Raw genomic sequence first — 13406 nt, 5'->3', positions numbered from 1 at the left:
AGAACAAGGGAAATACCGGAACCATGACGCAACTCAGCCTATTGGCCCGCTATGCCGAGGACATCTATTGGATGGCCCGGTATGTGGAACGCGCAAACAACCTGGCACGCCTCCTGGAGGTCAACGAGGTTTTCACCCGGGACCGGCGCGGCGCCCACAATTGGGACGCGATCATCGATTTGAATGCGGATCGGGACCGATTCCGGAAACTGCACGGCACCCCCTCCCCAACCAGCATTTCCTATTTCTACATGCTGGACCGGGAAAACCCGACATCGATCCTATCGTCATTCCGTGCGGCGCGGGAGAATGCCCGGACCCTGCGCCCGCTGATCTCCACCGAGATGTGGACCCATTTGAACGTCTTCTACAACGAATTGCTGGCAATTTCGGCCGGACCCTCGTCGGTACCGAATATCGCCCGCTTCTGCGACCGGGTCCGGACTGCGTGCCAAGCGCATTCCGGGATCACCGAAGGCACCTTCTATAGGGATCAGGGCTGGTACTTCTATCAGCTCGGCAAATATGTGGAACGGGCCGACCAAACCACGCGGCTGGTCGACGTGAAATACCACACGTTGCTGCCTGATGTCAGCGAGGTGGGATCTATCCTGGACTTGAGCCAATGGAATGCCCTGCTGCGCTCCGCGGCCGGATATCACGCCTACAGACGCGTTCACCCGCGTGGGATCGAACCCACAAAGGTCGCGGAGTTCCTGGTTCTCAACAATCGTTTCCCGCGATCCGTGCGCTATTGCATCGGCGAAATCTCGACCTTGCTGTCGCAGCTGATCTACACGTTCCAACTGACGCGGGGCGACCGTGTCGCGGCGGCTGTCGACGTTATTCATCGGCGCTTGGAGGACACGGACATCGATGCCATCATCTCCTATGGCATGCATGAGTTCCTGGATGCCGTTCAATTGGACTTGATCGAAGTGGCCAACGCCATGGCCGTCGCCTATTTCGGTCATGTCGAAGAAGAAGAGGATGCCGCCTGACTATGGACCTTTCGTACCGCATGACGGACTGACGGGGCAGCGTTCATGAGCCATCAACGTCCCCTCGCGCCGATTGTATTCCATCGTTCCGGTCCGATGTCCTGTCCGTACTTGGACGGGCTGGTCGAGCAGCAATTGTTCATGGAACTGGGCGGACCAAACGCCCAGGACACGTTCGAACATTTGAGCCAGTTCGGTTTCCGGCGATCGCATCATATCGTTTACCGGCCGACCTGTAGGGACTGTCAGGCCTGTATCCCCGTTCGCATCAGGGTTGCGGATTTCGAAAACAAGCGTCGGTACCGCAAGACCCGGAATCGCAATGACGACCTGTCCATGTCGGATGTCGGCCAGATGGCGACACAGGAACAGTACAGGCTGTTCAGCCGCTATGTCCGGTCGCGCCACGGCGACGGCGACATGGCGGGGATGACGATACGGGACTATTCGAACCTTGTTGTCGCCAGTCCGGTCGATACGCGCTTGCTGGAGTGGCGGCGGGACGACGGGAAACTGATGGCGACCTGCATCGCCGACAGATTGCGTGACGGATACTCCGCCGTTTACAGCTTCTTCGATCCGGACGAGGACCGGCGCAGCCTGGGCAACCATATGATTCTCAGCCTGGTCGATCTCGCAAAGCGCACCGGGAAGCCCTTTGTTTATTTGGGTTTTTGGGTACCTGGCAGCCCTAAAATGGATTACAAGGCGGGCTTTCGTCCTCTGGAAGGTTACACGCGCGGCGGCTGGCAAGAGATCGATGATCCGGCCCGATGGGCAGCAATTGTGCGGTGCAAGGCCGATTAACGCTGTTGCTGTTGCAGGCGACCAAATTTGCGTTATAACGTCAAGTTAAGCGGTTCTGGCGACAGGATCGAACAAAATGGCTGCTTCCGGAAAAAGGTTCCGTCAAAAAGGCTGAACCCGCACTGGAGTAGCTAGAACATCGCCTGCTTTGACCGCGACGCGAGGTCGCGGCCGGGCAAGGCGAACGGGACGTCACGAAGAGGGAGAATCATGAAACGTCGCGATTTCCTTAAAGCAGGTACGGTTGCCGCAGGCGCGGCCGCTGTTACCGCCGCATCGAATTTTGCCAAGCCGGCCATCGCGCAAGACCGTGTCGAGATGAACATCGTCTCGACCTGGCCGCGCGACTTCCCCGGTCTGGGTACCGGCGCGCAGCGTTTCGCGCAGCGCGTCTCGGACCTGTCCGAAGGCCGCATCCAGGTTCAGTACTTCGCTGCGGGTGAACGCGTCGGTGCGTTCGACGCCTTCGACGAAGTCGCCTCCGGCAACGCCCAAGCTTATCACGGCGCCGACTACTACTGGAAAGGCCGTCACCCGGGCTGGGCTTACTTCACCGCCGTTCCGTTCGGCCTGACCTACACCGAAATGAACGCCTGGGTCCGCTTTGCCGGCGGTCAGGAGCTGTGGGACGAGCTCGGTGCCGAATTCGGCATCAAAGGGCTGATGTGCGGCAGCACCGGCGTCCAGATGGGCGGCTGGTTCAACAAAGAGATCAACTCGGCCGACGACCTGAAGGGTCTGAAGATGCGTATGCCGGGCCTGGGTGGCGACGTTCTGGCCAAGCTGGGCGCCTCGCCGGTCTCCCTGCCGGGCGGTCAGATCTACGAAAACCTGGTTTCGGGCGCCATTGAGGCCACGGAATGGGTTGGTCCGTGGAACGATTACGCGATGAAGTTCTACGAAGCCGCCAAGTACTACTACTATCCGGGTTACCACGAGCCGGGTTCGATGCTGGCTTGCGGCGTGAACAAGGCCTGGTGGGACAGCCTGACCGATATCGATCGTCTGCTGATCGAATCGGCGGCCACCGTAGAAAACGACGTCATGATGTCCGAGTTCAACGCGAACAACGGTACCTATCTGCGCAAGCTCATTCAGGAGCAGGGCGTGCAGGTCCGTAAGTTCAACGACGACGTCTACGACTCCTTCGGCGAAGCCTCGGAAGAAGTCTTCGAAGAAGCGCGGGCGCACAGCGACCTGGCCAACCGAATCCACGAGAGCTTCGTTGCCGCTCGTTCCGATATCGGCGGCTGGGCGAACCTCGCGGACGCTGCCTATGTTCAGCAGCGCAACCGCGTGCTGGGCGTTTAATCCAGGAAATCTGCGGGATTGGACGGGGTCTTCGGACCCCGTCCTTCTTGCGGGCCTTGGACAATGTTGCCCGGCATATCCGCATCGGTAACGGCAATAGCCGCCGCTGCAGGGAGACGAGCGTCATAAGGCGTGAGAGTTGGGCACGCCGACGCGATCGGTAGGGGGCCGATCCTGTCCATTGCGACTCACACTATGGGGCGGGAATGACTACTTCATCAGAAACGACAGCCGATCTACATAACGGGATCGACGTCAGCGGCTCCAATGCCTGGCTGATGCGCGCATTCGGCTGGGCCATTGTGCTTTCCGTTTTCGTTTATGTCATAAACAACTACCTGAACGTCTGGTGGGACTGGCCCGGCGCCATGCCGTTTTTCGGTCTCATCGGCTTGGCGGACGGGGCCAAGAATGTCCCGACGGATGGGACTGGAATCACCCAGACTGTCGTCCAGTTTCTGGCTTACGCAGTGGTTTCCGTACTGGCCTTTGTGGCGTGTCTGAGAACGTCTGGTCGTGCCCTTCGGGCCGATGCCAACATGCTGTCGGGCATCACAAACTACATTATTCGCGCGGCATTCTGGTCCGTGCTACTGATCGGGCTAGCGGATGCATTCATCTCGTTTCTTCGAGTGGAAGGAATGCTGAGCGCGTTCGTTGGCGACGACATGACGACCGAACTGGGCCGATCCCGTTTTCGCGGTCCCTATGTGCATTTCCCGCTGATCATCGCCTCACTCATCATCGCGGCCAAGGTCAGGGATCTGGGCTTCCAGTGGCTGGGATTGCTGATCGTCGCCGCTGAATTGCTGATCGTCGTCACGCGCTTCGTTTTCTCCTACGAACAGGCTTATCAGGGCGACCTTGTTCGTTTCTGGTATGGTGCCCTCTTCCTCTTTGCGAGCGCTTACACCCTGTTCGACGACGGGCATGTGCGTGTCGATGTGTTCTATTCGGGATTCCCGGAACGCTTGAAGGGCATGGTCAATGCGGGCGGCGCCCTCTTCATGGGCATCGCGCTGTGCTGGACGATCCTGATCTTCGGCATGTGGGACAAGTCGAGCATCATCAACGCACCCTTGGCCAATTACGAAGTCTCCCAGTCCGGTTTCGGAATGTATGTGAAATTCTGGATGGCGGGCTTCCTTGGCATTTTCGCGGTTACGATGGCGGTGCAGTTCATCAGCCTGATGTTCGAGGGCCTGGCGGATTGGCGCGGCGATCCCGGCAAGCGCGAAGTCTCGCAAGCCGGCGCCCATTGACCGGTTCTCTCGGGAATCGGAACCGCCCTGGTGACAGCCGCCCGGACTTGGGATGGCGAACAATCCGCGGCAACGCGGTCAGATAAAGAGCTAAGCCTATGGAACTGTTTTTTCTTCTTCTCTTGATCGTGCTGATGGCAGGCGCATTGGCCTCCGGATTTCCGGTTGCCTTCTCCCTGCCCGGTTCGGCCATTCTGACCGTCGCGATTGCCGCCCTTACCGGCTATCTGCTCGAAGGCTCCCCGGACGTCTACTTCTATCAAGGCGGTGCCAGCAACTGGCTCAGCGCGGGGGTGACCAACTTCCGCGGCGTCTACTGGGAGGTCGAACGAGATACGCTGATCGCCATTCCCCTGTTCGTTTTCATGGGGATCATGCTTCAGCGTTCGAAGATCGCCGAGGATCTGCTGATCACAATGGCGCAGCTCTTCGGTCCGGTCCGTGGCGGGCTTGGCATCGCCGTGGTCTTTGTCGGGGCGCTGCTGGCCGCGACCACCGGGATCGTCGGTGCGACCGTCGTCGCAATGGGCTTGATCTCGCTACCCGCGATGATGCGGAACAACTACGCCAACTGGCTGTCCACCGGTACGATCGCGGCCTCCGGTACGCTGGGCCAAATCATCCCGCCGTCCATCGTCCTGATCATTCTGGCCGACCAGTTGTCGAACGCCGTCGACCAGGCCGGAACCGCGCGCCAGGCGATGTACAAGCAGGCGACCGGCGAATTCTCGATGCCCAGCGACTTCGGTGTCGTATCCACCAGTGCCGGCGACATGTTCATGGGCGCCATGCTGCCCGGTCTTGTCCTGGTCGCCGTCTACATGGTCTTCATCCTGGTCGTCGCGTTCCTCAAGAAGGACATCGCCCCGCCCGTTCCGTTCGAGGGTAAGTATGACCGGAAGTTCCTGGCGAAGATCCTGCTGGCCCTCGTGCCGCCGCTGACGCTGATTTTCGTCGTCCTGGGCTCCATCATCACCGGCATCGCGACGGTCAACCAGGCTGGCGCGGTCGGTGCGGTCGGCGCCATGGTCATGGCCGGTTATCGCCTTTATGAAGGCCGCCCGCGTGCTTACTGGCCGGCAATCCTCGCGTCGGTCTCCATCGCGGCCACGCTGGTCATCACCTCGGTTTTCCACGTCAATATCAAAGCCATCAACAGCAATGCCGACCTGATCGGGGTCATCCTTGCATCGATCACGACGGTGCTGTTCCTGATTGCCGTGGTATGGAGCGGTTGGCGCACCTTCAAGATCGATAACACGATGCGGGGTGTGCTGATCGAAACCGCCAAGACCACGTCGCTAGTTTTCATCATCCTACTGGGCGCCGCAATGCTGACCGCCGCCTTCCGGGGCTTCGGCGGCGAAGAACTGGTGAAGGAATTCTTGCACGGTCTGCCCGGCGGGTTCTGGACCCAGTTCATCATCGTCATGACGGTGATCTTCATCCTGGGCTTCTTCCTGGATTTCATCGAAATCGCCGTCGTCGTCGTGCCGATCGTTGCCCCGATCCTGCTGGCCGATCCGACCGCTAACGTCACGGCTGTTTGGCTTGGCGTCATGATCGGTCTGAACATTCAGACCAGCTTCCTGACCCCGCCCTTTGGCTTCGCACTGTTCTATCTGCGTGGCGTCGCGCCGGCTGTGGTCAAAACGGTGCAGATGTACAAGGGTGTCGTTCCCTTCATCGCGCTGCAGCTCTTGGCATTGATCATCGTCGGGGCCAACCCCGCGCTGGTCAACTACCTGCCGCTGCGGATGTCCCTTCTGTCCGAGACCGCCCCGCCTCCGGCCAACCCGCGCCTGCAGGCCTGTATAGAGGACTATATCTCGGAAGAATTTGCCGAGAACGGAGACGCAATCCAAAGCGCCATCGCCTCCGCCCAGAATTGGGACATGACGGGCGTTCCGAAGAATGTCGCAAAGAGTGTGCAGGATGCACTGAAACTGGCCGCCGAAGCACCGGCTGCGCTGGCCGAAGTTCGTACGGCTGCCCAAGCGATCGAAGCCGCTGCCCCCGCCTACCGCCCGCTGCAGCAGGAAGTTCGCGCGCTTGAGCGGCAGTTGGACGACAACACGGAAGCGACCGATTCGACCAAACAGCGCTTGTCGCGCCTGGAACGCAATTCGCCGGACGACGAATCTGGAATTGCCAAGGCGAAAGCTGATCTGGAAGAACTGGCGGCGGAGCGCGCAGCCCTCACCGCTGCCATCCCGGCGGAATGGAAAGACGCACAGGCGGCCTTCAAGAAGGTCCTGCTGGAAGAGAAGAAGGCGTCCGGTACCTACCGGCGGAATGTCGACAGTGCGTATGAGCCGATCGTCGTTTTCGCACGCATCCTGCGCGGAGGCGAACAACTGAGCGCCCTGCGCGGCGACGTCGCCGGTCTGGAGAACGTCATTCGCACGGCCGAACCCGAGCCGCTGGAAGAGGCGTTCAAGGACATCGAATCCCGTGTCGGAGAGGTCGAAAGCGCCGGTGACATCCGATCCGCCCTGTCCAAGGCGCGGCGCGCGATGCGATCCGGCGGATCGAACGTTCCCAATCCGGACGAGGCCATCCAACTCCTGCAGGAAGCTCTTCAGATCCTCGACCAGGAAGTCGCCTGGCGTACCGAAGCGGCAGGACGTCTCCTAGCGGATGTGGAGGCCTATCAGTCGGCCATTTCCAACACGATCGGGCTTCGTCAGCAGGAACGTCTGCCGCGGGATGTCGCGCTGTTTGTGGCGTCCTGTAACTCCGGACATCGGGATATCTCGTTGCACTTCTGATCCGGGATCACGCCCGGAAAGACGAGATCCCGCGCGATCCGCGTTCCCAAGGGAAATGCTTCCTAAGAACGCGGATCGCAGGCAGGGAGGCCGGTCTTGGCGGAATTCAGCGAATGGTTTGCCGGCACGGTGGATCGGTTGAATGAGGCCATTGGCGCCGCCGCCGCCTGGATGACGACTTTCATGGTCGCCATCCAGTTCGGGATCGTGGTCATGCGCTTTGCTTTCGGAGAGAACCTGATCCTGGTCCAGGACATGGTGCTCTATCTGCATGGCATGGTCTTCATGCTGGGCGCGGGCTATCTGGCGCTACGGAACGGTCATGTGCGCGTCGATTTGATTTACCGGGATCTGACCGAACGCCGACGGCACTGGATCGACCTTGCGGGCACCCTCCTCCTGATGCTGCCCTTCGCGACGGCCGTCCTGATCCTGTCCCTGCCCTATGCGTTGGACAGCTGGTGCATCCTGGAAGGATCCCGCGAGATTACCGGCCTGCCACTCGTCTTTCTGTTGAAAACGACTATCCCGCTCTTCGCTCTGCTCCTAATTCTGCAAGGTTTAGCCAACGCCATCCGTCTGGCGTTGCGCCTCAGGCAACGGGAACGGGTATAGTGGACCCCGCGACGTTCCTTGTCGCGGCCATGCTGGTTGCAACCTGTGCGGCCTTGATGGCCGGGTTTCCGGTCGCATTCACATTGGCGGGCGTGGCGCTGCTTTTCTCCGCTCTGGGCAGTTGGGTCGGGCTCGACGGTCTGATCGGAAATCTGCCGGCCCGGATTTTCGGCGGCGCGATTACAAACGATACCCTCCTGGCCGTTCCAATGTTCGTATATATGGGCGTGATGCTCGAACGCAGCCGCGTCGCCGAGAACCTTCTGCAGGCCTTGGGCGGACTGTTCGGCCGCCTGCCCGGCGGCTTGGCGATCTCGGTTGTCCTAGTCGGCACTCTCCTGGCCGCATCGACCGGGATCGTCGGCGCGACGGTGGTCGCCATGGGGGTGATTTCCCTGCCGACCATGCTGCGCACGGGATACGCCCCTTCCCTAGCCGCCGGAACGATCTGCGCCGCCGGAACGCTTGGACAAATCATCCCGCCGTCCATCGTTCTGGTGATCCTGGGGGATCAGATCTCCGCCGCCTATCAGGAGGCACAAAGCCATCTGCAGCAACAGGCCTGGGCCGCGGGAAACACGGACTTCACGCCCCAAGCGGTATCGGTCGGGGATCTGTTCGCCGGGGCGTTACTGCCGGGTTTGGTGCTGGTCGCACTCTTCGTCGTTTATCTGGTGGTTCAGGGGACAATGCGTCCCACTTCCGCCCCGCCGGTCCAGGATCGGGACAAGCAGGATGGCACGAAGGCACTGCTGGGCGCGCTGGCGGCCCCGGTTCTGCTGATTGTCGCCGTATTGGGGTCCATCCTGTTCGGAATCGCGCCTCCCGGCGAAGCAGCCTCCGTCGGTGCCATAGGCGCCACCCTTCTGGCCGCCCGAAACACGGAAGCGGCAACAGGGCGCGACGAGCTGCCCATCAAACGGTTCGAAGCGATCGGCTGGAGCCTCGGGGGGCTGTTGTCCGGCGCGATACTGGGCGCCGTTCTGTTTGCCGGGACCGAACACTTCCACCAGATGACCGCTCTCTTTGCCGCTCTGGGTATCCTCGCCGTCCCCCTAGCGGCCCGCACCGGTTTCTTGCGACGGACATCCTATCGGTTGGCGTGCCGTGGGAATCTTCCCATCAATGCAGCGGGTGCAGCCCTTATCGCCCTCGCCCTGATGACGTTATCGGTCGATTTCCGGTTGGGCAGAAGCGACCTGGGATCATTGGAACACGCGACCGCATGGCTGGCGGGCTTCTTCTGCCTGATCGCACTTTGGGGCATCGGGGTCGCCTTTTATCGCTGCCACGCTGCCGGCATCCTGTCTCATGTAAACCGGCGGACGGTGGAGATCACCGCGATGATTTTCACCATCCTGATCGCCGCGTCGCTCTACAGCCTCGTATTCCGGGGATTGGGCGGCGACGAGATCATCGCCGGCCTGTTGCACGCGCTGCCCGGCGACGGGTTCTGGGCACTTCTGGCGGTCATGGCCGTCATGTTCGTGCTGGGATTCTTTCTCGATTTCGTCGAAATCGCCTTGGTCGTCGTCCCGATCGTGGCGCCTATCCTCCTGTTGAGCGGTCAGATTGACCCGGTTTGGCTGGGCGTCCTGATGGCGCTGAACCTGCAGACCAGCTTTCTGACCCCGCCTTTCGGCTTCGCTCTGTTCTACCTGCGAGGCGTGGCGCCGGAAAGCGTGCGTACCCGTGACATCTATCGCGGCGTCCTGCCCTTCATCGCCCTTCAAATTGTCGCCATCGCCCTGATCTGGGCTTGGCCGGGTATCAGCACCTGGCTGCCCGGCATCGTCTTCGGGCAATAGAAAAGGCCCGGCGTCGCCGCCGGGCCTTTCCCAATTCCGCAATCAGAAGGCTCAGCGCAATTTGCCGAACGTCTTCCACGCCAGCGGCAGGACGATGGACGCCAGGGCGATCTTGGTGACCGCACCGATCAGGAACGGCGTCACGCCATTCGCGACAGCAACACCGAAGGCCTCCGCCAGCGTCTTGTCGCCGGACAGCGAGACCAGATAGGTCAGCCACGCCAAGCCGAAGACGAAAATCAAGAAGGTGCCGATCGTGTTTGCCGCGAAGGTGCCAATAGGCCCACGGTCCCAGCCGCGCTCGGCCAGGAAACCGACCGTGACGGCAGCCACGAAGAAACCAACCAAATAGCCACCCGTCGGGCCGGCCATGTAAAGCAGCCCGCCGCCGGATGCGAAGACCGGAAGGCCGATCGCGCCCTCGGCCAGATAGGCCAGCAGGGTCGCGCCGGCGAGACGCCAGCCATAGGCCATGGCGATGACCAGGACCGCGAAGGTCTGCATCGTCATCGGCACGGGGATCATCGGAACGTTGATCTTCGCGGCAATCGCCATCAGGGCGGAACCCGCGAGGATCAAAATTGCGTTGCGAACCCACCGGGCCTGGCCTTCGGCACGCCAGAGCGTGTCGGCCAAGGTCGGCATCGTTGCGATCGCATTGGACATATCTGCAACTCCCTTTGCTGCAATTAAGTCTATCGTTTAGTGGGGTCGGAGGCGCTTATAGCGGAAAAACCCCTACGCGTCATGTGTTTCGAACAGTGCGGGCGACGTGATCTCCAGAAGCTCGCAATCATCCGAACAGGACATCAGTTCATGCGCAATTCCCGGCGGTTGATGGACGCAGGCCCCTTTCTCCAACGTGACCTCTCCTTCGCCCTCATACCAGAATTTCACCCAGCCCTGCAGAACATAGACCATTTGGAAATCGAGCGTGTGCGTATGCCGGCCGGTCCCCTCGGTACAGGCTTCCGCCGCCCGGATGACCTGGGCATGGAACCGTCCGCCAGTCGCAGCATCGATGCCTAAATCCCTGTACTGAAAGAAGGATCTCAATCCCTTATCGTCGAAAACCCCGTCCTTGGCGTGCTGATAGGCGAATTTCATGTCCGTCCCTTTCTGTTTTGGGACGATACTAACCCAGGCGCCGGTAGCCCGTCACCATAGCGTAGTTCTTGCGCGGGCCTGTGACCCGCCAGGAGAGTTTGAACCGATCCGACCCCAGGGTTTTGAACCGCGCCAGATACCGGTCAGGAGCGCAAAGATGCGCATCTTCCGCCGTCCCCTGCGTCAGGTCGAGAACGACCAGCGGCGCACCGTCGGCATAGCGCAGATGCAGTGACTGCCCCTCGAGTTGCCAAAGCGAGTCGCGCCGGGCTTCAAATCCGTTGAAGATCAAGGTCTCTTGCAGCCGCCACAGCCCCGCCCCGTCCGCGGCCGCATGCATTTCGCCCGTACCGCGTAGAAACTTCCCCCCCGAGAGGTCGAAGACCAGTCTGGTGAGCCGCCAGCGACCTCCCGGATCGAAATTATGCGCGATTGGCGTCAATCGAACTTGTTGGATCGCGGGAAGCCTGCGGGTGGCATCCGACCGGCGGCGGCGCGTTTGCCGACCCATGTTGTCAGATCGGCCTCCGTACGCGTGCGCTCGCCGATCTGCCAAGTCAGGCCGTCAGCACGTGCGAAGGTCTTGATATCGCTCAAGCCGCCGTCCCGATACTTTTGCAGCATCACCCCGCGCCCCCGGCCCATTTCCGGCAATTCGTCGAGGCCGAAGACCAACAGTTTACGGTTCTTGCCGATCACGGCGACGCTGTCATCCGCACCGGCGACGGGACGGCAAATGGCCGCCTCGACCTTCCCACTGACATTCAGGACCTGTTTGCCGTTTCGGGTCTGGGCGACGACGTCCTTTTCCGCGACCAGGAAGCCCCGACCGTCGGAGGATGCGACCAACAGTTTGCGCTCCGGATCGTGCACCGTGATCGACACGATTTCATGATCGTTCGGAAGATCGATCATCAGGCGCAGCGGTTCGCCATTGCCCCGCCCGCCGGGTAGCTTGTCGGCGCCCAGCGTGTAGAACCGTCCATTGCTGCAGAAAACCAGCAGTTTGTCCGTGGTCTGGGCCGGCAGCACGAAACGCGCGCTGTCGCCCTCCTTGTATTTGATATCCGCATCCGGCCCCAGATGGCCTTTCATCGCGCGGATCCAGCCCTTTGCGGAACAAACGACCGTGACCGGTTCCTTCTCGATCATAGCCTCCAGTGGGACGACGACCCCGCTCGGCGCCTCGCCCATTTCGGTCCGGCGTCGGCCAAGCGCGCTGTCCGGGCCATAGGCCTTCTTCAAATCCTTGATCTCTTCCGCGATGCGCTTCCAGCGCAGGTCCGTGTCGCCCAGAAGGGTGATGATGCCGGCCAATTCCTCGGCAAGGGCTTCATGTTCCTTGCGGATTTCGAACTCTTCGAGCTTCCGCAGGCTGCGCAAACGCATGTTCAGGATCGATTCCGCCTGCAATTCCGTCAGGTCGAACCGTTCCATCATCACCTGTTTCGGGTGATCCTCTTCCCGAATGATCTGAATGACTTCGTCGAGATTCAGATAGCAGATGATATAGCCTTGCAGGATTTCCATCCGGCGTTCGATCTGATCCTTGCGGTGTTCCGACCGCCGGATCAGCACGTCATGGCGGTGATCGAGGAAAGCCTGAAGCGCCTCACGCAGATTGACGACCTTCGGAATTTTGCCGCCTTCGATCAGCACGTTCATGTTCAGCCCGAAACGCGTTTCCAGATCGGTCTGACGGAACAGGCTTTCCATCAGCATTTCAGGCTCGACATTGCGGGATTTCGGCTCGATGACGATCCGAACGTCCTCAGCGGATTCATCCCGGATGTCGCCCAGGATCGCGACCTTGCGCTCCTGAATAAGTTCCGCGATCCGCTCGATCAGGCGGGATTTCTGGACCTGATACGGGATTTCCGTGACGACGATCTGCCAAAGGCCGCCTTTCAGCTTCTCGACTTCCCAACGCGCCCGGATGCGGAAGGAACCCCGCCCCGTCGCATAGGCCTCCGTGATCGCCTCCGGACTTTCGGCCAGAATGCCGCCGGTCGGGAAGTCGGGGCCCGGCACGAATTCGGTCAGTTTTTGGATCGACGCATTCGGATGGCGGATCAGATGCCCCAGCGCATCGCAAAGTTCCGCAACATTGTGCGGCGGGATGGACGTCGCCATCCCGACTGCGATCCCGGCCGCGCCATTCGCCAGCAGGTTCGGAAAGGCGGAAGGCAGGACGATGGGCTCCTCGCCCTCGCCGTCATAAGTCGACCGGAAGTCGACGGCATTCTCGTCGATACCTGCCAACAGGCGGTTGGCGGTTTCGGTCAGCCGCGCCTCGGTATAGCGCATGGCCGCCGGGTTATCACCGTCGACATTGCCGAAATTGCCCTGACCGTCGACCAACGGATAACGCACCGCGAATTCCTGGGCCAGACGCACCATCGCGTCATAGATCGCCTGGTCGCCATGGGGGTGATATTTACCCATGACGTCACCGACGATACGCGCGCATTTCTTGAAGCCGGAATCCGGGTTCAGCTTCAATTCGCGCATGGCGTAAAGCAGTCGCCGATGCACCGGCTTCAGCCCGTCCCGCGCGTCCGGCAGAGACCGTGACGTGATCGTGGACATGGCATAGGCCAGATAGCGCGTGCTTAAAGCGTCCGCGAGCGCGGTCGGGCGGATATCCAGCGCGGCTGATTCTTCGGACATACCTTACTCTCCTCAGGCTTCACCGGATATTGTAGTCACCGGGCCCGGAAGCGC

11 protein-coding genes are annotated in these 13406 nt (G+C 60.8%); 7 read left to right on the top strand and 4 right to left on the bottom strand.

The genetic code is table 11. From position 1 onward, the window contains the following. Positions 1-23: 23 nt before the first annotated feature. The 7 genes from ACO06O_RS08155 to ACO06O_RS08125 all read left to right on the top strand — a co-directional run bounded on the left by ACO06O_RS08155 (position 24) and on the right by ACO06O_RS08125 (position 9575). Positions 24-1001 (top strand): alpha-E domain-containing protein, encoded by a 978-nt coding sequence (locus tag ACO06O_RS08155; RefSeq protein ID WP_421878101.1) that lies wholly within the window; start codon positions 24-26, stop codon positions 999-1001. A gap of 45 nt (positions 1002-1046) precedes the next feature. After that, positions 1047-1808 carry an arginyltransferase gene (locus ACO06O_RS08150; RefSeq protein ID WP_421878099.1) on the top strand — a complete coding sequence of 254 codons (762 nt, stop codon included), beginning with the start codon at positions 1047-1049 and terminating at the stop codon, positions 1806-1808. 210 nt (positions 1809-2018) lie between these two features. Further along, complete coding sequence (locus tag ACO06O_RS08145; RefSeq protein WP_421878097.1) at positions 2019-3119, top strand: TRAP transporter substrate-binding protein; 1101 nt, start codon at positions 2019-2021, stop codon at positions 3117-3119. A 206-nt stretch (positions 3120-3325) separates the two neighbouring features. After that, entirely contained in the window at positions 3326-4381 is a 1056-nt protein-coding gene (locus ACO06O_RS08140; protein WP_421878095.1) for a TRAP transporter small permease subunit, read from the top strand. Positions 4382-4479: 98 nt separating this feature from the next. Beyond that, positions 4480-7152: a TRAP transporter large permease subunit gene (locus ACO06O_RS08135; protein WP_421878093.1), complete on the top strand. Its 2673-nt coding sequence runs from the start codon at positions 4480-4482 to the stop codon at positions 7150-7152. A 96-nt stretch (positions 7153-7248) separates the two neighbouring features. Continuing rightward, on the top strand, positions 7249-7767 hold the full coding sequence (locus tag ACO06O_RS08130) for a TRAP transporter small permease subunit (protein WP_421878091.1): 519 nt from the start codon (positions 7249-7251) through the stop codon (positions 7765-7767). Further along, the gene (locus ACO06O_RS08125; RefSeq protein WP_421878089.1) at positions 7767-9575 is read left to right on the top strand and encodes a TRAP transporter large permease; all 1809 of its coding nucleotides are present in this window, start codon (positions 7767-7769) and stop codon (positions 9573-9575) included. The genes ACO06O_RS08130 and ACO06O_RS08125 overlap by 1 nt, the downstream gene beginning before the upstream one ends. Positions 9576-9626: 51 nt before the next feature. On the opposite strand, the gene ACO06O_RS08120 is transcribed toward ACO06O_RS08125, so the two are convergent. The 4 genes from ACO06O_RS08120 to parC all read right to left on the bottom strand — a co-directional run bounded on the left by ACO06O_RS08120 (position 9627) and on the right by parC (position 13352). Further along, positions 9627-10241 (bottom strand): biotin transporter BioY, encoded by a 615-nt coding sequence (locus ACO06O_RS08120; protein ID WP_421878087.1) that lies wholly within the window; start codon positions 10239-10241, stop codon positions 9627-9629. 72 nt (positions 10242-10313) lie between these two features. After that, entirely contained in the window at positions 10314-10682 is a 369-nt protein-coding gene (locus ACO06O_RS08115) for a cupin domain-containing protein (protein ID WP_421878085.1), read from the bottom strand. 28 nt (positions 10683-10710) lie between these two features. Then, on the bottom strand, positions 10711-11193 hold the full coding sequence (locus tag ACO06O_RS08110) for a DUF6314 family protein (RefSeq protein ID WP_421878083.1): 483 nt from the start codon (positions 11191-11193) through the stop codon (positions 10711-10713). Further along, complete coding sequence (parC, locus tag ACO06O_RS08105; RefSeq protein WP_421878081.1) at positions 11121-13352, bottom strand: DNA topoisomerase IV subunit A; 2232 nt, start codon at positions 13350-13352, stop codon at positions 11121-11123. Before parC ends, ACO06O_RS08110 begins: the two co-directional genes overlap by 73 nt. Between the last annotated feature and the right edge of the window lie 54 nt (positions 13353-13406).

Source organism: Pacificispira sp., from assembly GCF_965228185.1.
GTDB lineage: Bacteria > Pseudomonadota > Alphaproteobacteria > UBA8366 > Aestuariispiraceae > Pacificispira.
The sequence above is the reverse complement of the archived record's forward strand: the minus strand, read 5'-3'. Positions and strand labels throughout refer to the sequence as shown.